The 23,743-nt window shown below is 60.9% G+C and carries 21 protein-coding genes and 3 tRNA genes; 20 read left to right on the forward strand and 4 right to left on the reverse strand.

The annotated features are described in order from the left end of the window. Together asd and rsgA are read right to left on the reverse strand one after the other, a co-directional pair. Positions 1–894, reverse strand: a complete 894-nt coding sequence (asd, locus tag JL05_RS02745; protein ID WP_033631605.1) for an archaetidylserine decarboxylase — start codon at positions 892–894, stop codon at positions 1–3. Positions 895–970: 76 nt separating this feature from the next. Continuing rightward, complete coding sequence (gene rsgA / locus JL05_RS02750) at positions 971–2,020, reverse strand: small ribosomal subunit biogenesis GTPase RsgA (protein ID WP_021504946.1); 1,050 nt, start codon at positions 2,018–2,020, stop codon at positions 971–973. Between the two features lie 244 nt (positions 2,021–2,264). On the opposite strand from rsgA, the gene orn reads away from it, so the two are divergent. The 4 genes from orn to JL05_RS02770 all read left to right on the forward strand — a co-directional run bounded on the left by orn (position 2,265) and on the right by JL05_RS02770 (position 3,350). Then, on the forward strand, positions 2,265–2,810 hold the full coding sequence (gene orn, locus JL05_RS02755; protein WP_004929689.1) for an oligoribonuclease: 546 nt from the start codon (positions 2,265–2,267) through the stop codon (positions 2,808–2,810). Between the two features lie 192 nt (positions 2,811–3,002). Next, a tRNA-Gly gene (locus JL05_RS02760) sits at positions 3,003–3,078 on the forward strand. Between the two features lie 66 nt (positions 3,079–3,144). Continuing rightward, positions 3,145–3,220 (forward strand) — tRNA-Gly (locus JL05_RS02765). Positions 3,221–3,274: 54 nt separating this feature from the next. Further along, positions 3,275–3,350, forward strand: a tRNA-Gly gene (locus tag JL05_RS02770). A 311-nt stretch (positions 3,351–3,661) separates the two neighbouring features. Here the strand turns inward: JL05_RS02770 and queG are convergent. After that, a complete protein-coding gene (gene queG, locus JL05_RS02775) occupies positions 3,662–4,801 on the reverse strand; it encodes a tRNA epoxyqueuosine(34) reductase QueG (protein ID WP_033631606.1) in 1,140 nt (379 codons plus the stop codon). On the opposite strand from queG, the gene nnr reads away from it, so the two are divergent. The 16 genes from nnr to JL05_RS02855 all read left to right on the forward strand — a co-directional run bounded on the left by nnr (position 4,800) and on the right by JL05_RS02855 (position 23,425). Beyond that, on the forward strand, positions 4,800–6,314 hold the full coding sequence (nnr, locus tag JL05_RS02780) for a bifunctional ADP-dependent NAD(P)H-hydrate dehydratase/NAD(P)H-hydrate epimerase (protein ID WP_033631607.1): 1,515 nt from the start codon (positions 4,800–4,802) through the stop codon (positions 6,312–6,314). The two genes, queG and nnr, sit on opposite strands and share 2 nt — an antisense overlap. A gap of 10 nt (positions 6,315–6,324) precedes the next feature. Beyond that, the gene (gene tsaE, locus JL05_RS02785; protein ID WP_025305017.1) at positions 6,325–6,795 is read left to right on the forward strand and encodes a tRNA (adenosine(37)-N6)-threonylcarbamoyltransferase complex ATPase subunit type 1 TsaE; all 471 of its coding nucleotides are present in this window, start codon (positions 6,325–6,327) and stop codon (positions 6,793–6,795) included. Between the two features lie 7 nt (positions 6,796–6,802). After that, positions 6,803–8,599, forward strand: a complete 1,797-nt coding sequence (gene amiB / locus JL05_RS02790) for an N-acetylmuramoyl-L-alanine amidase AmiB (RefSeq protein ID WP_033631608.1) — start codon at positions 6,803–6,805, stop codon at positions 8,597–8,599. Positions 8,600–8,621: 22 nt separating this feature from the next. Continuing rightward, positions 8,622–10,505, forward strand: coding sequence for a DNA mismatch repair endonuclease MutL (mutL, locus tag JL05_RS02795; RefSeq protein ID WP_033631609.1), 1,884 nt, complete (start codon positions 8,622–8,624; stop codon positions 10,503–10,505). After that, on the forward strand, positions 10,498–11,439 hold the full coding sequence (gene miaA, locus JL05_RS02800) for a tRNA (adenosine(37)-N6)-dimethylallyltransferase MiaA (RefSeq protein ID WP_004933679.1): 942 nt from the start codon (positions 10,498–10,500) through the stop codon (positions 11,437–11,439). The genes mutL and miaA overlap by 8 nt, the downstream gene beginning before the upstream one ends. 114 nt (positions 11,440–11,553) lie before the next feature. Beyond that, complete coding sequence (hfq, locus tag JL05_RS02805; protein ID WP_004933678.1) at positions 11,554–11,862, forward strand: RNA chaperone Hfq; 309 nt, start codon at positions 11,554–11,556, stop codon at positions 11,860–11,862. 98 nt (positions 11,863–11,960) lie between these two features. After that, a complete protein-coding gene (gene hflX / locus JL05_RS02810; RefSeq protein WP_004933675.1) occupies positions 11,961–13,241 on the forward strand; it encodes a ribosome rescue GTPase HflX in 1,281 nt (426 codons plus the stop codon). A 68-nt stretch (positions 13,242–13,309) separates the two neighbouring features. Continuing rightward, positions 13,310–14,560: an FtsH protease activity modulator HflK gene (hflK, locus tag JL05_RS02815; RefSeq protein WP_016929360.1), complete on the forward strand. Its 1,251-nt coding sequence runs from the start codon at positions 13,310–13,312 to the stop codon at positions 14,558–14,560. A 3-nt stretch (positions 14,561–14,563) separates the two neighbouring features. Beyond that, positions 14,564–15,568, forward strand: coding sequence for a protease modulator HflC (gene hflC / locus JL05_RS02820; RefSeq protein WP_004933669.1), 1,005 nt, complete (start codon positions 14,564–14,566; stop codon positions 15,566–15,568). 63 nt (positions 15,569–15,631) lie between these two features. After that, a complete protein-coding gene (locus tag JL05_RS02825) occupies positions 15,632–15,832 on the forward strand; it encodes a DUF2065 domain-containing protein (protein ID WP_004933666.1) in 201 nt (66 codons plus the stop codon). Positions 15,833–15,930: 98 nt separating this feature from the next. Then, the gene (locus tag JL05_RS02830) at positions 15,931–17,229 is read left to right on the forward strand and encodes an adenylosuccinate synthase (protein ID WP_004933663.1); all 1,299 of its coding nucleotides are present in this window, start codon (positions 15,931–15,933) and stop codon (positions 17,227–17,229) included. 233 nt (positions 17,230–17,462) lie between these two features. Beyond that, positions 17,463–17,888 carry a nitric oxide-sensing transcriptional repressor NsrR gene (gene nsrR, locus JL05_RS02835; protein WP_015376391.1) on the forward strand — a complete coding sequence of 142 codons (426 nt, stop codon included), beginning with the start codon at positions 17,463–17,465 and terminating at the stop codon, positions 17,886–17,888. Between the two features lie 59 nt (positions 17,889–17,947). Further along, positions 17,948–20,422, forward strand: a complete 2,475-nt coding sequence (gene rnr, locus JL05_RS02840; RefSeq protein ID WP_033631610.1) for a ribonuclease R — start codon at positions 17,948–17,950, stop codon at positions 20,420–20,422. Between the two features lie 61 nt (positions 20,423–20,483). Then, positions 20,484–21,215 carry a 23S rRNA (guanosine(2251)-2'-O)-methyltransferase RlmB gene (gene rlmB, locus JL05_RS02845; protein WP_004933653.1) on the forward strand — a complete coding sequence of 244 codons (732 nt, stop codon included), beginning with the start codon at positions 20,484–20,486 and terminating at the stop codon, positions 21,213–21,215. Between the two features lie 116 nt (positions 21,216–21,331). Next, positions 21,332–22,960 carry an isovaleryl-CoA dehydrogenase gene (locus tag JL05_RS02850; RefSeq protein WP_033631611.1) on the forward strand — a complete coding sequence of 543 codons (1,629 nt, stop codon included), beginning with the start codon at positions 21,332–21,334 and terminating at the stop codon, positions 22,958–22,960. A 66-nt stretch (positions 22,961–23,026) separates the two neighbouring features. After that, on the forward strand, positions 23,027–23,425 hold the full coding sequence (locus JL05_RS02855; RefSeq protein WP_033631612.1) for a DUF350 domain-containing protein: 399 nt from the start codon (positions 23,027–23,029) through the stop codon (positions 23,423–23,425). On the opposite strand, the gene JL05_RS02860 is transcribed toward JL05_RS02855, so the two are convergent. Continuing rightward, positions 23,422–23,697: a YdgH/BhsA/McbA family protein gene (locus JL05_RS02860; RefSeq protein ID WP_033633541.1), complete on the reverse strand. Its 276-nt coding sequence runs from the start codon at positions 23,695–23,697 to the stop codon at positions 23,422–23,424. The two genes, JL05_RS02855 and JL05_RS02860, sit on opposite strands and share 4 nt — an antisense overlap. Positions 23,698–23,743 lie beyond the last annotated feature (46 nt).

Here is a 23,743-nt window from a genome sequence, read left to right on the forward strand (position 1 = left end):
TTAGAGCGGGGTCTGTGGTGTTTCAGCGGCGGCCGGGATTTCGGCGAAGGCTTCACCCATGCGGGTGACGGTGCCGTTATGCAGCTGCGGCGCGAACTGCACGCTGCCTGCGGTAAACAGGTTGATCACCGTGGAGCCGAGTTTGAAACGGCCCATCTCGGCGCCTTTTTCCAATGTGATGGCGCCTTCTTCGCCGGCGGCCGGGTAGGTCCAGCGCTTGATAATGCCTTCGCGCGGCGGCGTGACGGTGCCGGCCCAGACGGTTTCAATGCTGCCGACGATGGTGGCGCCGACCAGGATTTGCACCATCGGCCCGATGTCGGTGTCGAAGACGCAGATCACGCGCTCGTTGCGTGCGAACAGGTTAGGCACGTTGGCGGCGGTGAGCGGGTTGACCGAGAACAGATCGCCCGGCACATAGATCATTTCGCGCAGTACGCCGGCACACGGCATGTGTACGCGGTGATAGTCGCGCGGCGCCAGGTAGGTGGTGGCGAACAGGCCGTTGCGGAACGGCTCGGCCAACAGGTAGTTGCCGGCCAGCAGCGCTTCCAGGCTGTAGTGGTGGCCTTTGGCCTGGAAGATTTGGTCCTCGCGGATCGGGCCGAGCTGGCTGATGGCGCCATCGGCGGGCAGCGCCAGCCAGTTGGCGTCGGCGACGATCGGGCGCGCGCCATCGCGCAGCGGGCGCACGAAGAAATCGTTGAAGGTGGCGTAAGACGCCAGGTCCGGGTTTTGCGCTTCCTGCATGTCCACGCGGTAGTAGCGGGCGAAGGTTTTGACCACCAGTTGGGTCAGCCAGCCGGCACGTTTGTCGGCGCCCCAGCCCGCCAGGCGGGTCAGCGCCAGCTTCGGCAGCCAATATTGCAGTTTAATCTTGATGCTATCCAGCACGTTAACCTCGTGAATCAGGGTAAAGGGCGCGCATTGTAACGAGGGCTCCGCCGTCGTCAATGCCCGCCCGTCAGTGTCAGTCTGCGGCGTCCGTGAAGTTCTTGCGAACCTTCACCTGCGCCATGCTTTCCAGAATGCGGTGGTAGTTGTCGAAACGCTCTTGCGCGATATCGCCTTTCTCCATCGCCGCGCGGATAGCGCAACCGGGATCGGTATCGTGGCGGCAGTCGCGGAATTTGCAACCGCCTAAATAATCACGGAATTCGACAAAGCCGCGGGTAATTTGTTCCGGCTCCAGGTGCCACAGGCCAAACTCGCGCACTCCGGGGGAGTCGATCACGTCGCCGCCGTGCTGGAAGTGGTACAGCCGCGCGGCGGTGGTGGTATGTTGCCCGAGGCCCGAGACGTCGGAAACCTGATTTACCAGAATTTGCTCTTCAGACGGCGGCAGCAGCGCGTTCAGCAGGCTGGATTTGCCGACCCCCGACTGGCCGGCGAAGATGCTGATGCGCCCGGCCAGCGCCTGTTCGAACTCCGCCATGCCTTCCCGCGTTTGGCTGGAGACTTCCAGCACCCGGTAGCCAATCTTGCGATAGATATCCATCATGCCGTCGACCAGCTTGCGCGCTTCGGCGTCCAGCAGGTCAATTTTGTTGAGCACGATCAGCGGCTCGACTTCGAGCGTTTCGCAGGCCACCAGATAGCGGTCGATGATGTTCAGCGACAGCTCGGGCAGGATCGCCGACACGATGACGATCTGATTGATATTGGCGGCGATCGGCTTCACGCCGTCATAGAAGTCCGGGCGCGTCAGCACCGAGGTGCGCTCGTGCACCGCTTCCACGATGCCCTTCACCCCTTCATGGGTGCCCAGGCCGGGGCGCCACACCACGCGATCGCCGGTGACCAGCGAACGCAGCGTGCGGCGGATGTTGCAGCGGTGCTGAGTGCCATCCGGCGCCTCAACGTCGGCGTGCATGCCGAAACGGCTGATGACGACGCCTTCCTGCGGCTCGCCCAGCTGGGAATCATCCGGTTCCGGTTTGTTATCGGCGCGCTTCAAACGGCGCTGATGGTTCGCCTGCACGCGGCGTTGCTGACCTTTGGACAGTTTGTTCTTACTCACTGCGCCTCACTTGAATCGGTTTTATACCTTTACGTATATGCACAGCCGCGGCGGGGAGTTGCCCCCGGCGCAGCCTTGAACCCGTCAGGGTATATGTCGCCCAAGGCGACCAAAAAGACTATGATACACGCTATTTTATATTAAATAACCGTTGTTAGCCGCCGGCTGCGGCGCGTCGCCACCGGCGGCGCCCGTCGTCTCGTCCGCACAGCGTTTTTCTCTCGGCTTTTAGGCAGGAAACATCATGACAGGAAACGAAAATAACCTGATTTGGATCGATTTGGAGATGACCGGGCTGGATCCCGAGCGTGACCGCATTATCGAGATCGCCACGCTGGTCACCGACGCCAACCTGAACATCCTGGCGGAAGGGCCGGTGATCGCCGTGCACCAATCCGACGAGCAGCTGGCCTTGATGGACGAGTGGAACGTGCGCACCCATACCGGCAGCGGGCTGGTGGAGCGGGTGAAAGCCAGCCGCCAGGACGATCGCGCCGCCGAGCTGGAAACCATCGCCTTCCTGCAGCAATGGGTGCCGGCCGGCAAATCGCCGATCTGCGGCAACAGCGTGGGCCAGGATCGCCGTTTCCTGTTCCGCTACATGCCGGAGCTGGAAGCCTACTTCCATTACCGCTACCTGGACGTCAGCACGCTGAAGGAACTGGCGCGCCGTTGGAAGCCGGAAATTCTCGGCGGCTTTAAGAAGCAGGGCACCCATCAGGCGCTGGATGACATCCGCGAATCGGTGGCCGAACTGGCTTATTACCGCGAACATTTCATTCAGCTTTAAGGCGATGGCGGCCCCTGCGGGGAAAACACGCCGTTTTTAGCCGCTTAATTCGCCAATCTGGCGCTTTAATCGGCAATCAAACAAAAATCGCGTTTTTTTGCTTTCAGGGGCTTGCGGCAAAAAGGATTTCTCGTATAATGCGCACCCCGTACCGATGAAGAATTTCGTAACGTTCCACCATCGATACGCCGGGCGGGAATAGCTCAGTTGGTAGAGCACGACCTTGCCAAGGTCGGGGTCGCGAGTTCGAGTCTCGTTTCCCGCTCCAAATTCAACAATGTCGCGATGCGGCATGATGAATAAATAAAGCAGTATCAAGCAGTACCTATGCGACGCGGGAATAGCTCAGTTGGTAGAGCGCAACCTTGCCAAGGTTGAGGTCGCGAGTTCGAGCCTCGTTTCCCGCTCCAAAAATTCAAAGGTCACGCCAGTGTTTGGTGACCGGATGCCGAAAGCATCTCTATGCGGGAATAGCTCAGTTGGTAGAGCACGACCTTGCCAAGGTCGGGGTCGCGAGTTCGAGTCTCGTTTCCCGCTCCAATTTTCTCTTCGTTTCAAACTCAAGTCCAACGCCTTATCCGGCGCGGATTTTTGTCCCGTTTTACACGCCCGGTAAAAATGTTGTGAACAGAGTTATCCACAGCCTCTGCACATAAACTCGCCTGCCTGAAAAATCAACGTCATACAAATTAAATATTTATCTATTTGATTTATATGCTTATTTATTTATCCCAAAACGTTATGCCGATCACTTGCTCTTTTTGTTGCAGTTGAAAGACAACGTGTTTTTATTTTTATGCACAAATCCACAGAGTAAGGATGCCGGTGATACGGCCGCGCGGCGCACGCCGTCAGGCGTCCCTCGGCAAACCTTTTTCCACAGCCCGTATCAGCCGTTTTTTCTGTGCCGTCTGCACCTCGATGCCCTGCGCTTCACGGCGAGCAAGCTGTTGCGCCAGCGCCCAGTGGATATGTTCGTCCAGCATGCTGTCCTGGCCCAAACGCGTGCGCAGTGCGAGCACGACGCCGTCCTCATAAGGCGCATTGCCCAGCGCCACGGCGATATTGCGCAACCAGCGCAGGTGGCCGATGCGGCGTATCGCCGAGCCTTCGGTGATGCGCAGGAATTTTTCTTCTGTCCAGTTGAACAGATCGATCAGCTGCGGCGCATGCAGTGCGGCGCGCGGGCTGAAATCGTCTTCGTCAGTGAGCTGCGAAAAGCGATTCCACGGGCAGATCAGCTGGCAGTCGTCGCAGCCGTAGATGCGGTTGCCGAGCAGCGGGCGAAATTCTTCCGGGATCGAGCTTTCCAGCTCGATGGTCAGGTAGGAGATGCAGCGCCGGGCGTCGACGGTATAGGGGGCGACGATGGCGCCGGTCGGGCAAGTGGTGATGCAGGCGACGCAGCGGCCGCACTGTTCTTCCTGCGGCTGATCCACCGGCAGCGGCAAATCGATCAGCAACTCGCCGAGGAAAAACCACGACCCGGCTTCACGGTTGAGAATTAGTGAGTGTTTACCAACCCAGCCAATGCCCGCCTTGGCGGCCAGCGCGCGCTCCATCACCGGCGCAGAATCGACAAAGGGGCGGAAATTCAACTCGCCGCAGTATTCCTGGATCTGATCGCCCAGTTTTTTCAGGCGCTGGCGCAACAGCTTGTGATAGTCACGCCCCAGCGCGTAGCGGCTGACGTAGCCCAGTTGCGAATTCTGCAAGGTGCTGGCGAACGCCGCCTTGGCCGGCAGGTAGTTCATGCGCACGCTGATCACTCGCAGCGTGCCCGGCAACAGTTCGTGAGGGCGTGCGCGCAACATGCCGTGGCGCGCCATCCATTCCATCTCGCCGTGGTACTGCTTGTCGAGCCAGGCCTGCAGCTTCGGCTCTTCAAGGCTCAGATCGGTATCGCAGATGCCAACCTGCTGGAATCCTAGCGATTGCCCCCATAGCTTGATATGTTGGGCGAGTTGATGGAGATCGAGGGGGTGCGTCATGACGGGCCACAGTGAAAAAGCATACGCTGACAGTTTACCACACTCTGTCTGGCCTGCGGATTGGATCCGTCGCTCGGAACCCGCGGCGGCGGCCTCGCTCGGTATTTCTCTTTACGATTTGATGCAGCGCGCCGGTCAGGCGGCCTACGCGCTGGCGCGCAACGCGTATCCCTCCCGCGACCACTGGCTGGTGCTGTGTGGCCACGGCAACAACGGCGGCGACGGCTATGTGGTGGCGCGCCTGGCGAAGGCGGCAGGCGTGCAGGTGACGCTGATCGCCTGCGAAGGCGCACGCCCTTTGCCACCGGAAGCCGCAGTGGCTCGCGAGGCCTGGCAAGCTGCAGGCGGCGACATTCTGCCGGCGAACAGCCGCTGGCCGGCGTCTGTTTCGCTCATTATCGACGGCCTGCTGGGCACTGGCCTTGGCAGCGCGCCGCGTGCGCCTTACGACGCGCTGATCGAGGCCGCCAACCGCCATTCGGCGCCGGTGGTGGCGCTCGATGTTCCGTCCGGCTTGTTGGCGGAAAGCGGCGCGGCGCCAGGCGCGGTGGTGCGTGCCGCGCACACCGTCACGTTCATCGGCCTCAAACCGGGGCTGCTGACTGGCCAGGCGCGCGACTGGGTCGGGCAACTTCATCAGAATGCGCTAGGCTTATCGGGTTGGTTGGCGAAGCAACCGGAGCAGATTCAGCGGCTTACCGCCGAGGTGTTGCCGCGCTGGCTGCATCCGCGCCGCCCCTGCGCGCATAAGGGCGAGCATGGCCGCCTGCTGTTGGTGGGCGGCGATAGCGGTTTCGGTGGCGCCATTCGCATGGCGGCGGAGGCGGCGCTGCGCAGCGGGGCTGGATTAGTGCGAGTGCTTACTCACATTGATCATGTTGCGCCGCTGCTGGCGGCCAGGCCGGAGCTGATGGCGCAGGCGCTGGACGAGGCGACGCTGCGGCAGGCGATGCAATGGGCGGATGTGCTGGTGATTGGCCCGGGGCTGGGCCAGGCTGAGTGGGGCAAAAACGCCTTGAACGTGCTGCAAACCAGCGATAAACCAGCCTTGTGGGACGCCGATGCGCTGAACTTGCTGGCATTAAATCCCGAGAAACGGCAGAATCGCGTGATGACTCCGCATCCTGGAGAGGCGGCGCGGCTGTTGAGCTGCAGCACTGCCGACATCGAGAGTGATCGCTTACTTGCCGTGCGCAAGCTGACGGCGCGCTACGGCGGCGTGGCGGTGCTGAAAGGCGCCGGTACGCTGATCGCCGATGAGCAGGGGCAGATGGCGATCGCCGACGTCGGCAATGCCGGCATGGCCTCCGGCGGCATGGGCGATGTGCTGTCGGGCATCATCGGCGGTTTGCTGGCGCAAAAGCTCCCGCTGTATGATGCCGCCTGTGCGGGCTGCGTCGTGCATGGCGCGGCCGGCGATCGCGTAGCGGAAAGACAAGGAACAAGAGGCATGTTGGCGACCGATTTACTGCCGGACATCCTTCATTTCGTTAATCCTGAGTGGGCAAAATAGACTTTATCGAATGAAAGAACTCGTTTTACCTCTGCCGGACGAGGCAGCGACTGTCGCTTTGGGCACCACTTTGGCCAAGGCCTGCGATCGCGCCAGCGTCATCTATCTCTACGGCGACCTGGGCGCCGGTAAAACCACCTTCAGCCGTGGTTTCCTGCAGGCGTTGGGGCATCAGGGCAACGTCAAAAGCCCGACCTACACGCTGGTGGAACCCTATGCCTTGCAGCCGCTGGCGGTGTATCACTTCGATCTGTATCGCCTGGCCGATCCGGAAGAGCTTGAATTCATGGGCATTCGCGATTACTTCGCGCAAGACGCCATCTGCCTGGTCGAATGGCCGCAGCAGGGCACCGGCGTGCTGCCGGAGCCGGATCTGGCGCTGCACCTCAGCTATCAGGGCGAGGGGCGAGAGGCGAAGATCGAGGCGATTTCCGCATACGGCAGCCAGTTGTTAGACCGCATTCATGGATCACAGGGATGATGCTGCAATGACGCAGGTGTTGAAAAAATTTGCGGTCATCATGCTGATCGCCGTGCTGGGGCCGCTCGGCGCGTTGAACGCGCTGGCGGCGTCCTCGCTGTCCGATATCAAAGTGTCGAACGCCCAACGCGAAGCGACGGTGTCGGTGAGCTTCAATGGCCCGCCGGACTATGCGTTTTTCCCGCTGCACGGCCCGGAACGGGTGGTGCTGGACGTTAACCAGAAGGGCAAAGTCGGCGGCCTGCCGCTCAACTTTAGCGGGCAAAACCTGGTAAAGAGCATTCGCTCCAGCGCGCCGAAAGACGCTCAGAGCGTGCGCCTGGTGTTTGATCTGACCCAGCGCGCCAAAACCCGCGTTTCCACTCGCCAGAACGGCGGCGTGCATACCGTGGTATTCACCATTTCGGCCGAAGGCGGCGCCAATATCGTGGCGCGTAAAGCGCCGGTGCAAACGCCTCCGCCGGTCGCCGTCAGTCAACCGCCGCGTCAGGCGCCGGTTGCGGTGCGTGAAGCGCCGGAGCCGCCGCTGCGCAAAGCGCCGACGGGATCGAATCCCTTCACCCAAAAACAGACTGTGGTCGCAGGCACCGCCACTGAGGTCACGCCGCGCAGCAGCCGCGTTTCCGCCGGTTCCGGCGATCGGGTGGTGGTGGCGATCGACGCCGGCCACGGCGGCCAGGATCCGGGAGCCATTGGCCCGAGCGGGTTGAAAGAAAAGAATGTCACCATCGCCATCGCGCGCCGCCTGCAGGCGATGCTGGACGCCGATCCGCAGTTCAAACCGGTGCTGACGCGTAACGGCGACTATTTTATCTCGGTGATGGGGCGTTCCGACGTTGCGCGTAAACAGGGCGCCAACGTGCTGGTCTCCATCCACGCCGACGCCGCGCCAAACCGCAGCGCCAGCGGCGCTTCCGTCTGGGTGCTGTCCAACCGCCGTGCCAACAGCGAAATGGCCGGCTGGCTGGAACAGCATGAGAAGCAGTCTGAGCTGCTCGGCGGCGCCGGCGATTTGCTGGCCAATAGCCAGGCCGACCCTTATCTGAGCCAGGCGGTGTTGGATCTGCAGTTCGGCCACTCGCAGCGCGTCGGGTACGACGTGGCGGTGAAGGTACTGCAGCAGCTGCAGAGCGTCGGATCGTTGCATAAACGCCGGCCGGAACACGCCAGCCTGGGCGTGCTGCGTTCGCCGGATATTCCATCGCTGCTGGTGGAAACAGGATTTATCAGTAATAGCACGGAGGAGCGGCTGCTGGGCAGTAGCGCGTATCAGGAGAAGATTGCCAGGGCCATTCATAACGGCCTGCGCAGCTACTTCCTGGCGCATCCGCTGCAAGCCGACCCAAAGGTGGAAAACCGACCGCTGGACGTCGCAGCGGCGGTTAACACCTCAACACCAGACGTGCGCCAGCCGGAGCCTATCGTCAGCCCGGCCGGCGCAAGCCGCAGCGTTAGCGGCAAGACCCAGATCCACGTGGTGAAGCGGGCGGAGACGCTGTCCGGCATCGCCGACAGCTACGGCACCACCATGGCGGCCCTGCGGGATCTGAACAAACTGAAGAAAGACGGCGTGTGGGTCGGGCAACGCCTGAAGGTGCCGGCGGGTAAAACCGCCGCCGTCACCGCCGTCGCCAAGGCGAAAACGCCGGCGAAGAAGCCGTCTAAACATAAAGTGGCCCGTGGGGACACGCTGTCCTCTATCGCTTCTCGTTATGGGGTCAGCGTCGGCGATCTGAAACGGGTCAATAATCTGAAGTCGGACGTCGCGCCGCTGGATCGGACGCTGACCATTCCGCAGGCCTAGCGCCACCGCTACAGGAGTCAGCATGCCTATCCAGGTGTTACCGCCACAGCTCGCCAACCAGATCGCCGCCGGAGAGGTGGTTGAACGCCCCGCGTCGGTGGTCAAAGAGCTGGTGGAAAACAGTCTGGACGCCGGTGCGACGCGCATCGATATCGATATCGAACGCGGCGGTGCCAAGCTGATCCGCATTCGCGATAACGGCTGCGGCATCGGCAAGGACGATCTGGCGCTGGCGCTGGCGCGGCACGCCACCAGTAAAATCAGCACGCTCGACGACCTGGAGGCGATCGTCAGCCTCGGCTTTCGCGGCGAAGCGCTGGCCAGTATCAGCTCGGTTTCCCGTTTGACCCTGACGTCGCGCACCGCCGAACAAAGCGAGGCGTGGCAAGCCTATGCCGAGGGGCGCGAGCAGGCGGTGACGGTCAAACCCGCTGCACACCCGGTCGGCAGCACGCTGGAAGTGCTGGATTTGTTTTACAACACGCCGGCGCGCCGCAAGTTCATGCGCACCGAGAAAACCGAATTTGGCCATATCGATGAAGTGGTGCGGCGCATCGCGCTGGCGCGTTTCGATGTGGCGATCAACCTCAGCCACAACGGCAAACTGATCCGCCAATACCGGGCGGCGAAGGAAGAGAGCCAGCACGAACGCCGTTTGGGCAGCATCTGCGGCCCGGCGTTTTTGCAGCATGCGCTTAACATCGACTGGCAGCACGGCGATCTGAGCATCCGCGGTTGGGTGGCGGATCCGGACGGGGCGCGCCAGCTGGGTGAAATGCAGTATTGCTACGTCAACAGCCGCATGATGCGCGATCGCTTGATCAACCACGCCATTCGTCAGGCCTATCAGGATCAGTTGAAGGACGATCAGCAGCCCGCTTACGTGCTGTATCTGGAGGTCGATCCGCACCAGGTGGACGTCAATGTTCATCCCGCCAAGCACGAGGTGCGTTTCCATCAGGCGCGGCTGGTGCACGATTTTATCTACCAGGCGGTGACCACGGTGCTGCAACAGGCCGGTCAGACGCCGTCGCTGCCGCTGACGGAAACGCCGGACGAAGCGCCCGCGCCGGTCTGGCAGCAGGAAAACCGCGTCGCTGCCGGCGGCAACCATTTTTCTCAGCCTGCGCCGCGCCGTGAAACGCCTCCACCGGCCGGCGCCGCCCGCGAGCGGGCGCCGCAGCCGAGCCGGCAAGCGGCGGGCGGCTATCAGAAACGCGAAGGCGAGCTGTACGGTAAACTGATGCAGCCCGCAGCCGAGCCGCCGGCCGAGGCCGCGCCGGAAGTCTCGAGCAAGCCGCCGCTGTTCCCGCCGGCGAAAGCCGCAGCGGAAACGCCGTTGGCGGGTGGCCAGCACAGTTTTGGCCGGGTGTTGATGATCCATCCGCCGTGTTATGCGTTGATTGAACAGTGCCAGCAGCCGGCGTTGCTCAATCTGACGGTGGCGGAACGCTGGCTGCGCCAGGCGCAGCTCAACCCGCCGGCAGAAGGGCTGCGGCCGCAGCCGCTGCTGATCCCAGTCAAGCTGACGTTGGAGAAGAGCGAAGCGGCGGCCATCGCGCGGCATCAGGCGCTGTTGGCGGCGATGGGGCTGGATCTGCAGACGGATCACGGCCGTGTGACGCTGCGCGCAGTGCCTTTACCATTACGCCAACAAAATTTACAAAAACTGATACCCGAACTGTTAGGCTATCTGGCCGAACATCAGGAGATGTCGCCCGCGGTGCTGGCTACCTGGCTCGCTCGCCGCCTTGGCAGCGAACATGAACAGTGGAACACCTCGCAAGCGATACAATTGCTGACCGACGTTGAACGACTTTGCCCGCAGCTGGTCAAATCGCCACCGAGCGGACTTTTACAACCCGTTGATTTACAGGCCGCACTGGCGGCCCTCAAGCATGACTGACACTGAAATGACACCACGTCCCCCGGCTATTTTCATCATGGGGCCAACCGCCTCGGGCAAGACCGCGCTGGCGATCGCGCTGCGCGAACGCCTGCCGGTGGAGCTGATCAGCGTTGATTCCGCGCTGATTTACCGCGGCATGGATATCGGCACCGCCAAGCCGAGCGCCGAAGAATTGGCGCAGGCGCCGCACCGGCTGATCGATATCCGCGATCCCGCCGAAGCTTACTCGGCCGCGGAGTTTCGCGCCGATGCGCTGAAAGAGATGGCCGACATCACCGCCGCCGGTCGCATTCCGCTGTTGGTGGGCGGTACCATGTTGTATTTCAAGGCGTTGCTGGAAGGATTGTCGCCGTTGCCGTCCGCCGATCCCGCGGTGCGCGAGCGCATCGAACGGCAAGCGGCGGAGCAGGGCTGGGAGGCGTTGCACCGTCAGTTACAGGCGATCGATCCGGTCGCGGCATTGAGAATTCATCCGAATGATCCGCAGAGACTGTCCAGAGCACTGGAAGTTTTTTTTATTTCGGGTAAAACTTTAACGGAACTGACTAAAATTTCGGGTGAATCGTTGCCGTATCAAGTTCACCAATTTGCGATAGCGCCGACCAGCCGTGAGTTGATCCATCAACGCATCGAGCTGCGGTACCATCAAATGTTGGCGGCGGGTTTTGAGACGGAAGCGCGTGCACTTTTCGCACGGGGTGATTTGCATACGGACTTGCCCTCCATTCGCTGTGTCGGTTACCGCCAGATGTGGTCATACTTGTCTGGTGAAATTAGTTACGATGAGATGGTTTATCGTGGTATTTGCGCAACACGTCAGTTGGCTAAACGCCAAATGACCTGGTTACGGGGTTGGGAGTCGGTCCATTGGTTGGACAGTGAAAAGCCGGGAGAGGCTTTGGACTCGGTGACACAGGTTGTTAGTGCATAGGTTGGGTGATTGTGTACAATTGCTGAGTATTCAGCGCGCAAATTTTTTACGTCGTTTATTTTAGAGCCGACAGGTTCTTAGTTACAAACAACAAGCAAATAAGGAAAAGATAGAATGGCTAAGGGGCAATCTTTGCAAGATCCGTTCCTGAACGCATTGCGTCGTGAACGTGTTCCGGTTTCTATTTATTTGGTGAATGGTATTAAGCTGCAAGGCCAGATTGAGTCTTTTGACCAGTTTGTCATCCTGTTGAAGAACACGGTTAGCCAGATGGTGTACAAGCACGCTATCTCTACCGTTGTCCCGTCACGCCCGGTTTCGCATCACAGCAACAACCCGAGCGGCGGTTCAAGCAACTATCACCATGGCAACAATCCGTCTGCGCAGCAACAGCCGCAGCAGGAAAGCGATGACGCTGAATAAAGCGCGTTGCAAGTCAACCATGACGGGGAGCATAAGCAGCCGCGGGCTGTTTATGTCCCCCAAACTCACGGTGAGTGTCCGTTTGAGAGGTTGCACGCTTGTTTGACCGTTATGAAGCCGGTGAGCAGGCCGTACTGGTTCATATCTATTTCTCGCAAGACAAAGATACGGAAGACCTCAACGAGTTCGAATCGCTGGTCTCCTCAGCCGGTGTCGAAGCTTTGCAAGTGGTGACTGGTAGCCGCAAAGCCCCGCATCCGAAGTACTTTGTCGGCGAAGGAAAGGCCGAAGAAATTGCAGATGCGGTGAAAGCCAGCGGCGCGTCTGTTGTCCTGTTTGATCATTCCCTTTCCCCGGCGCAGGAAAGAAACCTCGAGCGCCTGTGCGAATGCCGGGTGATCGATCGCACCGGGCTGATTTTAGACATCTTTGCCCAGCGTGCCCGCACCCATGAAGGTAAGCTGCAGGTGGAGCTGGCGCAGTTGCGTCACATCGCCACGCGCCTGGTTCGCGGCTGGACGCACCTGGAGCGGCAAAAAGGGGGGATTGGCCTGCGCGGGCCGGGGGAAACCCAGCTTGAGACCGACCGTCGCCTGTTGCGCGATCGCATCAGCTTGATTCTGCGCCGCCTGGAGCGGGTAGAAAAGCAGCGTGAACAAGGCCGACGCGCGCGGACCCGCGCCGATGTGCCGACCGTATCGCTGGTGGGCTACACCAACGCCGGCAAATCCACCCTGTTTAACCGAATAACGTCTGCCGAGGTGTATGCGGCGGACCAGCTATTTGCCACCCTGGATCCTACGTTGCGGCGCATTGACGTGCCGGACGTGGGGGATACCGTGTTGGCGGATACCGTAGGCTTTATCCGGCACCTGCCGCACGATCTGGTGGCCGCCTTCAAGGCGACGCTGCAGGAAACGCGCCAGGCATCTCTGCTGCTGCACGTCATCGATGCCGCAGATCCGCGCGTCGATGAGAACATCGAAGCGGTGAACACCGTGCTGGCGGAGATAGACTCGGATGAAATTCCTACACTGTTAGTGATGAACAAAATAGATATGCTGGACGATTTTGTGCCGCGTATCGACCGCAACGACGAAAACCTGCCGATCCGGGTGTGGCTGTCCGCCGCCAGCGGAGAGGGTATTCCGTTGCTGTATCAGGCGTTGACGGAGCGCTTATCGGGGGAGATCGCGCATTACGAATTGCGCTTACCGCCACGGGCAGGCCGTCTTCGCAGCCGTTTTTACCAGCTTCAGGCGATTGAAAAAGAGTGGAACGAAGAAGACGGCAGCATTGGCGTGGTGGTGCGAATGCCGATCGTCGAATGGCGTCGTCTCTGCAAGCAAGAACAGGACCTGATTGACTTTATCGTATGATCATATCCTGTTACATTTATGCTTCGCGAAAGCCTGAAGTACCCAATCACAGAATATGGAGCTAAAACATGGCGTGGAATCAGCCCGGTAATAACGGACAGGACCGCGACCCGTGGGGGAGCAGCAATAACAATGGCGGCAACTCTGGCGGTAACAACAAAGGCGGTCGTGATCAAGGGCCACCTGATTTGGACGATATCTTCCGCAAACTGAGCAAGAAATTGAGCGGTTTCGGCGGGGGCAAAGGCTCCAACAGCAATAGCGGCGGCACCGGCACCTCTGGTCCGGGCTTCAGCGGCCGCATTATCGGTATCGCGGCGGTCGCCGTGGTGGTGATCTGGGCCGCCAGCGGCTTCTACACCATCAAGGAAGCCGAGCGCGGCGTCGTGACGCGTTTCGGTAAGTTCAGCCATCTGGTGCAGCCGGGCCTGAACTGGAAGCCGACTTTCATCGACGACGTGCGTCCGGTGAACGTGGAGTCCGTGCGCGAATTGGCAGCGTCCGGCGTGATGCTGACCTCCGATGAAAACGTGGTGCGCGTGGAAATGAACGTGCAGTACCGCGTGACCAACCCGGAAGCGTACCTGTTCAGCGTCGTCAATGCCGACGACAGCCTGAGCCAGGCGACCGACAGCGCCCTGCGCGGCGTGATCGGCAAATACTCGATGGACCGCATCCTGACCGAAGGCCGTACCGTGGTGCGTAACGATACGCAGCGCATGCTGGAAGAGACCATTCGTCCTTACAACATGGGCATCACGCTGCTGGACGTCAACTTCCAGGCGGCGCGTCCGCCGGAAGAGGTGAAGGCGTCGTTCGACGATGCGATCGCCGCGCGTGAGAACGAGCAGCAATACATCCGTGAAGCGGAAGCTTACGCCAACGAAGTTCAGCCGCGTGCGAACGGCCAGGCGCAGCGTCTGCTGGAAGACTCCAAGGCTTATAAGGATCGCACCGTCCTGGAAGCTCAGGGTGAGGTGGCGCGCTTTGCCAAGCTGTTGCCGGAATACAAGTCTGCACCGCAGATCACCCGCGAGCGTCTGTATATCGAAACCATGGAAAAAGTGCTGGGCCATACCCGTAAGGTGTTGGTGAGCGACAAAGGCAACAACCTGATGGTGCTGCCGCTGGATCAGATGCTGCGCGGCCAAGGCGCGGCGACGGAGAGCGGCAACAAGGATACCAGCCTGATTCGCCTCAATCCGAATCCTGCGCCGGCTGCCAACAGCAGCACTCCGCGCACCAGCGGCGGATCGGTTATGGATCAGCGCCGGGCGAATGCGCAGCGTGACGACACCACTCGCGTAGGGAGAGAGTAATCAATGCGTAAGTCTTTTGTAGTTATTGTCCTCGCGGTGCTGGTGGTGCTGTACGCTTCGCTGTTTGTGGTGCAGGAAGGCCAGCGCGGCATCGTGCTGCGCTTCGGCAAGGTGCTGCGCGATGGCGAAAACAAGCCGCTGGTGTATGCGCCGGGTCTGCACCTCAAGATCCCGTTTATTGAGACCGTGAAGAACCTGGATGCGCGCATCCAGACCATGGACAACCAGGCCGATCGCTTCGTGACCAGCGAGAAGAAAGACCTGATCGTCGACTCCTATCTGAAATGGCGCATCAGCGATTTCAGCCGTTACTATCTGGCGACCGGCGGCGGCGACGTCTCCCAGGCCGAAGTGCTGCTGAAACGCAAGTTCAGCGACCGTCTGCGTTCCGAAATCGGCCGCCTGGACGTGAAAGACATCGTGACCGACTCGCGCGGCAAGCTGATGTCTGACGTGCGTGACGCGCTGAACACCGGCACAGTGGGCGACGGCGAAGAAGTGGCGACCACCGAAGCCGATGACGCTATCGCCTCTGCGGCGGCGCGCGTTGAGCGGGAAACCACCGGCAAACAGCCGCAGGTGAACCCGAACAGCATGGCGGCGCTGGGCATCGAAGTGATCGACGTGCGTATCAAGCAGATCAACCTGCCGGCCGAAGTGTCCGACGCCATCTACCAGCGTATGCGCGCCGAGCGTGAAGCGGTAGCCCGTCGTCTGCGCTCGCAGGGCCAGGAAGAAGCCGAGAAGCTGCGCGCCAGCGCGGATTACGAAGTGACCCGTACCCTGGCGGAAGCAGAGCGTCAGGCGCGTATCACCCGCGGTGAAGGCGATGCCGAAGCAGCCAAGCTGTTCGCCAATGCGTTCAGCCAGGATCCGGACTTCTATGCCTTTATCCGCAGCCTGCGCGCCTATGAAGCCAGCTTCAAGGACAATCAGGACGTGCTGGTACTGAGCCCGGACAGCGATTTCTTCCGCTACATGAAGTCGCCTGATACCCTGCGCAAATAAGCGCGGGAGGCAATCTGAACGAGGGCCCGTTTACGCGGGCCCTTTCTCGTTTTTGGGGGATGCATGAACTCAACGATTTGGCTGGCGCTCGGGCTGGTTCTGGTGCTGGAAGGATTGGGGCCGATGCTGTTTCCGCAGGCCTGGCGCAAAATGATTGTGGCGATGTCGCAGTTGCCGGACGCAACGCTGCGGCGATTTGGCGGTGGAATAGTGGTTGCGGGCTGCGTGATCTACTATATGTTGAGCGGCCGCACGGGTCTTTAAAGTCTAGCCCAAAATTTATGCAATCGTATGCTAAAAGTGCTGAAAATCGAAAATTACGGTGGTAGAATCCATTTTTAAGCAATCGGTGATTTTGAAAAATGGGTAAGAACGTCGTCGTACTGGGCACCCAATGGGGTGACGAAGGTAAAGGCAAGGTTGTAGACCTGCTGACTGAACGGGCTCAATATGTTGTGCGCTACCAAGGTGGCCATAACGCTGGCCACACTCTGGTAATCAACGGTGAAAAAACCGTTCTTCATTTAATTCCTTCAGGTATTCTGCGTGAAAACGTCACCAGCATCATCGGCAACGGTGTTGTTCTGGCGCCGGACGCGTTGATGAAAGAAATGGGTGAACTCGAAGCGCGTGGCATCCCGGTACGCGAACGTCTGTTACTCTCCGAAGCTTGCCCGTTGATCCTGCCTTATCACGTTGCGTTGGATAACGCGCGTGAGAAAGCGCGCGGCGCGAAAGCGATCGGCACCACCGGTCGCGGCATCGGCCCGGCTTACGAAGATAAAGTGGCTCGTCGCGGCCTGCGCGTCGGCGATCTGTTCAACAAAGAAACCTTCGCCGTTAAGCTGAAAGAGATCGTCGATTACCACAACTTCCAGCTGGTCAACTACTACAAAGTTGACGCCGTCGATTATCAGGCGACGCTGGACTACGTGCTGTCTATCGCCGACATCCTGACCGCCATGGTGGTTGACGTTTCCGAACTGCTGGACGGCGCGCGCAAGCGTGGCGACCTGATCATGTTCGAAGGCGCTCAGGGCACCCTGCTGGATATCGACCACGGTACTTACCCGTACGTCACCTCTTCCAACACCACCGCCGGCGGCGTGGCTACCGGTTCCGGCATCGGCCCGCGTTATGTGGACTACGTGCTGGGCATCGTGAAAGCCTACTCCACTCGCGTGGGTGCAGGTCCGTTCCCAACTGAATTGTTCGATGAAACCGGCGAGTACCTGTGCAAGCAGGGTAACGAGTTCGGCGCCACCACCGGCCGTCGTCGTCGTACCGGCTGGCTGGACGCGGTAGCGGTGCGCCGCGCCGTGCAGATCAACTCCCTGTCCGGCTTCTGCCTGACCAAACTGGACGTCCTGGACGGCCTGAAAGAAGTGAAGATCTGCGTGGGCTACCGCATGCCGGACGGCCGCGAAGTGGACACCACTCCGCTGGCGGCTGAAGGCTGGGAAGGCATCGAGCCTATCTACGAAACCATGCCGGGCTGGAGCGAAACCACCTTTGGCGTGAAAGAGCACAGCAAGCTGCCTCAGGCTGCGCTGAACTACATCAAGCGCATCGAAGAAGTGACCGGCGTACCGGTAGACATCATCTCTACCGGCCCGGATCGCAGCGAAACCATGATCCTGCGCGACCCGTTCGACGCATAATCAGGCTTTGCGGCATTAAACAAACCGGGCGCGTCCCGGTTTGTTTTTATCCTGACTCCCTCCGATTGCGGTTTCACGTCAAAAAATCCTTTCATAAACCCGCCTTAGGGCGCGGGATTCGCTAAATAATTAGCGACGAACTCTCCGGCTGGTTTATTATCCAATGAGTAATCTTTTGAATAGCGCCGAAAAGCGGCGTATCAGACGGGTAAAGTGATACCCAGAGGTAAGATGTGCAGTTAACAAGTTTTACTGATTATGGCCTGCGGGCGTTGATCTACATGGCCTCGTTGCCGCAGGACAAGATGACCAGCATCTCGGAAGTGACCGAGGTTTATGGCGTGTCTCGCAACCATATGGTGAAGATCATCAATCAGTTGAGCCGGGTAGGTTTTGTCACGGCGGTGCGCGGTAAGCATGGCGGCATCCGTTTGGGCAAACCGGCCGAGAGCATTCGCCTCGGCGACGTGGTGCGGGCGCTGGAGCCGCTCGCGCTGGTTAACTGCAGCAGCGAGTTTTGCCACATCACCCCTGCCTGCCGATTGAAGCAGGTGCTCCAACAGGGCGTACAGAATTTCCTTGAAGAGCTGGATAAGCATACGTTGGCCGACATGGTCGAAGACAATCCGCCGCTCTACAAGCTATTGCTTGTCGAATAAAACGACGTTGAGAAGACAAGGCTCAACGTCATCCTGCTGATGACAACGGAGGAACCGCAATGTCACAAGATCCATTCCTGGAACGAGAAGCAGAAAAATACGAATCCCCTATCCCCAGCCGTGAATATATCCTGGCCCATTTGGCGAAAAGAGAAACGCCGGCCAGCCGCGAAGAACTGGGCAACGAATTGGGTCTCAGCGGTGAAGAACAGCTGGAAGCGCTGCGCCGCCGCCTGCGCGCCATGGAGCGCGATGGTCAGTTAGTGTTTACCCGCCGCCAGTGCTACGCGCTGCCGGAACGTTTGGATCTGCTGCGCGGCACGGTGATCGGCCACCGCGACGGCTACGGCTTCCTGCGCGTCGAAGGCAGCAAAGACGATCTGTACCTGTCCGCCGAACAGATGAAAATGGCGATCCACGGTGACGTGGTGCTGGCGCAGGCCTTGGGCGCGGACCGTAAAGGGCGCCGCGAAGCGCGCATCGTGCGCGTGCTGGTGCCGAAAACCAGCCAGATTGTCGGCCGCTTCTTCATGGACGCCGGTACCGGCTTCGTGGTGCCGGACGATAGCCGTCTGAGCTTCGATATTCTGATCCCGGCGGACAGCGTCAGCGGCGCGCGCATGGGCTTTATGGTGGTGGTGGAGCTGACTCAGCGTCCGACTCGCCGCACCAAGGCGGTTGGCAAGATCGTTGAGATCCTCGGCGACAAGATGGGCACCAGCATGGCGGTGGATATCGCGCTGCGCACCCATGAGATCCCGCATACCTGGCCGCCGCAGGTGGAAAAACAGGTGGCCGATCTCAGCGAACAGGTGCCGGAAGCGGCCAAGAAGGGCCGCGTCGATCTGCGCAAGCTGCCGTTGGTCACCATCGATGGTGAAGACGCGCGCGACTTCGATGACGCCGTGTACTGCGAGAAAAAACGCGGCGGCGGTTGGCGCCTGTGGGTGGCGATCGCCGACGTCAGCTACTACGTGCGTCCGCGCACCGCGCTGGACGATGAAGCGCGCAGCCGCGGCAACTCGGTGTACTTCCCGTCGCAGGTGATCCCGATGCTGCCGGAAGTGCTGTCCAACGGGCTGTGCTCCCTGAACCCGCAGGTCGATCGCCTGTGCATGGTGTGCGAGATGACCATCTCCGCCCAGGGGCGCCTGTCCACGGCCAAGTTCTACGAGGCGGTAATGAGCTCTCACGCCCGCCTGACCTACAACAAGGTGTGGCACATTCTGCAGGGCGATCAGGAGATGCGCGAGCATTACCATCCGCTGGTCAAGCACCTGGAAGAGCTGCACGCCATGTACAAGGTGCTGGATAAGGCGCGCGCCGAGCGCGGCGGCATCGCGTTCGAAACCGAAGAAGCCAAATTCATCTTCAACGCCGAGCGTCGCATCGAGCGCGTAGAGCCGACGGTGCGCAACGACGCCCACAAGCTGATCGAAGAGTGCATGATCATGGCCAACGTGGCGGCCGCGCGCTTCGTCGAGAAACGCAACGAGCCGGCGCTGTACCGCGTGCACGATCGTCCAAGCGACGATCACATCTCCGCGTTGCGCAGCGTGCTGAGCGAACTGGGGCTGACGCTGGGCGGCGGCAATAAGCCGCAGCCGAAGGACTATGCGGTGCTGATGGATGAAGTGTCTGAGCGCCCTGACCACGAAATGCTGCAAACCATGTTGCTGCGCTCGATGAAACAGGCGATTTACGATCCGGAAAACCGCGGCCACTTCGGCCTGGCGCTGGCGTCTTACGGCCACTTCACCTCGCCGATCCGCCGTTATCCGGATCTGGCGCTGCACCGCGCGATCAAATATCAGCTGGCCAAAGAACACGGCGAGCCGAAAGAGCGCTGGACGCCGACCGGCGGCTGGCACAGCGAATTTGAAGAGATGCTGCAGCTGGGCGAACACTGCTCGATGACCGAGCGCCGCGCGGACGAAGCGACGCGCAACGTCGCCGACTGGTTGAAGTGCGACTTCATGCAGGATCACGTCGGTGAAGTGTTCAGCGGCATCATCTCCAGCGTGACCGGCTTCGGCTTCTTCGTGCGCCTGAACGATCTGTTTATCGACGGGCTGGTGCACGTATCAACGCTGGATAATGATTACTATCGCTACGATAATATCGGCCAGCGCCTGATCGGCGAGTCTTCCGGCACGGTCTATCGCCTGGGGGATACGGTGGAGATCCGCGTGGATGCGGTGCATATGGACGAGCGCAAGATCGACTTCGCGCTGGTATCCAGCACCCGCAAAGCGCGCGGTGAAGGGAAAACCGAGCGCGATCGCGCCAAGAAGGGCGGCCAGCGTACGCTGCGCGACAGCGGCAATGCGGGGCGCGGCAAGCGCCGCGGCGGCAAACCGCCGGCCAACTTCGAACCGGACAGCGCCTTCCGCAAGCAGGATGACGCCAAGCCTGCGGACAAGGTGAAGAAGGCGAAGAAGAAGGCCAAGAAAGCGTCTGACAAAACGCGGAAAATCGCGGCGGCGACCAAAGCCAAACGCGCAGCCAAGAAGAAAGGTGCCGAGCAGGCCTAACCTGCCGCACATCGTTACCATCGGCCGGTTATCGCCGGCCGCACGAATTTAAAAGAGCATCATGAGCGAAATTATTTACGGCATCCACGCCGTCAAAGCCCTGTTAGAGCGCGACCCGCAACGCTTCCTGGAAGTGTTTATCCTGAAAGGCCGCGAAGATCGCCGCCTGCAACCGCTGATCGCCGAGCTGGAAGCGACCGGCATCGTGATCCAGGTGGCGAACCGCCAATGGCTGGATGACAAGGTTGAAGGCGCGGTGCACCAGGGGATCATCGCCCGGGTGCGCGAAGGGCGCCAGTATCAGGAGAACGATCTGCCGGGCCTGCTGGAAAGCGTGGAGACGCCGTTCCTGCTGGTGCTGGACGGCGTGACCGACCCGCATAACCTCGGTGCCTGCCTGCGCAGCGCCGACGCGGCCGGCGTGCACGCGGTGATCGTGCCGCGTGACCGTTCCGCCCAGTTGAACGCCACCGCCAAGAAAGTGGCCTGCGGCGCCGCCGAAAACGTGCCGTTGATCCGCGTGACCAACCTGGCGCGCACGCTGCGTCTGCTGCAAGAGATGAATGTCTGGGTGGTGGGCACCGCCGGCGAAGCCGACCATACGCTGTATCAAAGCAAAATGACCGGCCCGATGGCGCTGGTGATGGGCGCGGAAGGCGAAGGCATGCGCCGCCTGACCCGCGAACACTGCGACGAGCTGATCAGCATCCCGATGGCCGGTACCGTCTCTTCGCTGAACGTGTCGGTCGCCACCGGCATCTGCCTGTTCGAAGCGGTGCGTCAGCGCGGCTGATTCTCCTGACGGGGGCGCTGTGCCCCCGTTAATTCCCCCTCTTGTGATCCCGCCTGCGGCAGAAATCTCTGCGCCGACCATACTTACTCCTGACGCTTTTTTCAGGGAGCACTCTCATGGTCTGGACTACGCACACCGTTTTTAATCAACCCAAGCCGCTGGGCAACAGCAACCTGTTTCTCTCCGATACGCCGCTGCGCGAAGCGTTGCAGCGCGAGCAAGGCGGTTGGGACGCCGAGGTATTGGCTTCGCTGGGCCAGCAGCTCGGCACGCAGGAGTCGCTGGAGCTGGGGCGGCTGGCCAACGCCAACCCGCCGGAGCTGCTGCGCTACGACGCCACCGGCCAGCGACTGGACGACGTCCGCTTTCACCCGGCCTGGCATATCCTGATGCAGGGGCTGATCGCCAACCGGGTGCACAACCTGCCCTGGCAGGAGGATGCACGTATCGGTTCCTTCGTGGCGCGCGCCGCGCGCTTTATGCTGCATGCGCAGGTCGAGGCCGGCACGCTGTGCCCGGTGACCATGACCTTCGGCGCCACACCGCTGCTGCAGCAGGCGTTACCGGCCGAGTTTCGCTCCTGGCTGACGCCGCTGCTGTCGGATCGTTATGACGCCCACCTGCTGCCGGGCGGGCAAAAGCGCGGCCTGCTGATCGGCATGGGCATGACGGAGAAGCAGGGCGGCTCCGATGTCTTGAGCAATACCACCACCGCCACGTCGCTCGGCGCGCGCGGGCCGGGCGAAGCCTACCGGCTAGTGGGGCACAAGTGGTTCTTCTCGGTGCCGCAGAGCGATGCGCACCTGGTGCTGGCGCAGGCCGAAGGCGGGCTGTCCTGCTTCTTCCTGCCGCGCATTTTGCCGGACGGCAGCCGCAACGCCATTCGCCTGGAACGGCTGAAAGACAAGCTGGGCAACCGCTCCAACGCCAGCAGCGAGGTGGAGTTTCAGGACGCCACCGCCTGGCTGCTGGGCGATGAGGGCGACGGCGTGCGGCATATCCTGAAAATGGGCGGCCTGACCCGTTTCGACTGCTCGCTGGGCAGCCACGGCCTGATGCGCCGCGGGCTGTCGGTGGCGCTGTATCATGCGCTGCAGCGGCAGGCATTTGGTAAGCTGTTGATCGAACAACCGCTGATGCGTCAGGTTCTGGCGCGCATGGCGCTGCGGCTGGAAGGGCATACCGCGTTGCTGTTCCGGCTGGCTCGCGCCTGGGAAAGCCGCAGCAATGAGGGCGAGCTGATCTACAGCCGCCTGCTGACGCCGGCGGCCAAATACAGCATCTGCCGTCAGGGCATGCCGTTCATCGCCGAGGCGATGGAGGTGCTGGGCGGCATCGGCTACTGCGAAGAGAGCGAGCTGCCGCGCCTGTACCGTGAAATGCCGGTGAACAGCATCTGGGAGGGCTCCGGCAACATCATGTGTCTGGACGTTTTGCGCAGTCTGCATAAACTGCCGGGCGCGCTCGAGATGTTGCAGTTCGAGCTGCAGCCGGTGCGCGGCCAGAATCGGTTGTTCGATCATGCCTGGCGGCAGTGGCAGCAGCGCGCCCGGCAACCGCGTGAAGAGATGGGGCGGCTGCTGACCCAGCAGCTGTTCGACCTGTGCTGCGCCGCGCAACTGCTGCAGCATGCCAGCCCGCAGATCGCCGACGCCTGGTGCCACCTGACGCTGGATCACCGCGGCGAGAGCCTGCTGTCGGCCGAGGTGTGCGAACTACTGCTGAACCGCGCCATCGGCGGTTAGGGAAAAGGGTGGCGCGCGGCGGCGAAAACCTTTTTAATTCAGCCTCACTCTGACAGGAAAATGCACATGGATATTCTCAGCGCGTTGGCGGCGTTCGCCTCTTACTTCTTCAGCGGTTTCGCCATGATTTTGGTGTTTCTGTTCGTCTATACCCGCATCACCCCGCATGACGAATGGGCGTTGATCAAGGCCGATAATCAATCCGCCGCCTTTGCCTTTATCGGCGCTTGCCTGGGGTATGTGATCCCGCTGGCCAGCGCGGCGATCAACTCGATCAGCCTGCTGGATTACCTGCTGTGGGGCGTGGTGGCGCTGGTGGTGCAACTGCTGCTGTTCGCGGCCGTGAAGATCTACATGCCGCGCATCAGCGACAAGATCGAAGCCAACCATCTGGCCGCCGGGATTTTCCTGGGGGGCGTCTCCATTAGCGGCGGCGTGTTGAATGCGGCGTGCATGAGCTACTAAAGGTATAAGATGGCCGAGGCGCGCCAGCCAAGCGGGTGCGCCTGTTCTTCCATCCGCAGGATGCGGTAATAGCTGGCGCCGTGTTGACCGGCGGTGCGGGCGATGGCCAGTTCCGCTTCCTGCGGCGAGCCGGGCAGATCGCTGAAGGTGATCTCGGCGATTTCACTGAGCGGCGTCACGCGATCGGCGGGCGCCAGCTCGGCGGACTGTGCGCCGGTGCTGAGCAACCCCATGGAAAGCAAGAGGGAGGTGAGTGCGGTGGAGCGTTTCATGGCGTTCCCCTTCGTCAGATCCTGAATCGCACCCGCAACATGCGGC

Origin of the sequence: Serratia nematodiphila DZ0503SBS1 (genome assembly GCF_000738675.1) — a bacterium.
Classification (GTDB): Bacteria; Pseudomonadota; Gammaproteobacteria; order Enterobacterales; family Enterobacteriaceae; genus Serratia; species Serratia nematodiphila.

What these genes read in the sequence shown, in the direction of transcription:
- rnr (WP_033631610.1), top strand. Translation starts at nt 17,948, where the DNA reads ATGTCACAAGATCCATTCCTGGAACGAGAAGCAGAAAAATACGAATCC.
- nnr (WP_033631607.1), top strand. Translation starts at nt 4,800, where the DNA reads ATGACGGGCCACAGTGAAAAAGCATACGCTGACAGTTTACCACACTCT.
- hfq (WP_004933678.1), top strand. Translation starts at nt 11,554, where the DNA reads ATGGCTAAGGGGCAATCTTTGCAAGATCCGTTCCTGAACGCATTGCGT.
- queG (WP_033631606.1), bottom strand. Translation starts at nt 4,801, where the DNA reads ATGACGCACCCCCTCGATCTCCATCAACTCGCCCAACATATCAAGCTA.
- JL05_RS02860 (WP_033633541.1), bottom strand. Translation starts at nt 23,697, where the DNA reads ATGAAACGCTCCACCGCACTCACCTCCCTCTTGCTTTCCATGGGGTTG.
- rlmB (WP_004933653.1), top strand. Translation starts at nt 20,484, where the DNA reads ATGAGCGAAATTATTTACGGCATCCACGCCGTCAAAGCCCTGTTAGAG.
- JL05_RS02830 (WP_004933663.1), top strand. Translation starts at nt 15,931, where the DNA reads ATGGGTAAGAACGTCGTCGTACTGGGCACCCAATGGGGTGACGAAGGT.
- amiB (WP_033631608.1), top strand. Translation starts at nt 6,803, where the DNA reads ATGACGCAGGTGTTGAAAAAATTTGCGGTCATCATGCTGATCGCCGTG.
- hflC (WP_004933669.1), top strand. Translation starts at nt 14,564, where the DNA reads ATGCGTAAGTCTTTTGTAGTTATTGTCCTCGCGGTGCTGGTGGTGCTG.
- miaA (WP_004933679.1), top strand. Translation starts at nt 10,498, where the DNA reads ATGACTGACACTGAAATGACACCACGTCCCCCGGCTATTTTCATCATG.
- JL05_RS02825 (WP_004933666.1), top strand. Translation starts at nt 15,632, where the DNA reads ATGAACTCAACGATTTGGCTGGCGCTCGGGCTGGTTCTGGTGCTGGAA.
- JL05_RS02855 (WP_033631612.1), top strand. Translation starts at nt 23,027, where the DNA reads ATGGATATTCTCAGCGCGTTGGCGGCGTTCGCCTCTTACTTCTTCAGC.
- JL05_RS02850 (WP_033631611.1), top strand. Translation starts at nt 21,332, where the DNA reads ATGGTCTGGACTACGCACACCGTTTTTAATCAACCCAAGCCGCTGGGC.
- orn (WP_004929689.1), top strand. Translation starts at nt 2,265, where the DNA reads ATGACAGGAAACGAAAATAACCTGATTTGGATCGATTTGGAGATGACC.
- hflK (WP_016929360.1), top strand. Translation starts at nt 13,310, where the DNA reads ATGGCGTGGAATCAGCCCGGTAATAACGGACAGGACCGCGACCCGTGG.
- mutL (WP_033631609.1), top strand. Translation starts at nt 8,622, where the DNA reads ATGCCTATCCAGGTGTTACCGCCACAGCTCGCCAACCAGATCGCCGCC.
- tsaE (WP_025305017.1), top strand. Translation starts at nt 6,325, where the DNA reads ATGAAAGAACTCGTTTTACCTCTGCCGGACGAGGCAGCGACTGTCGCT.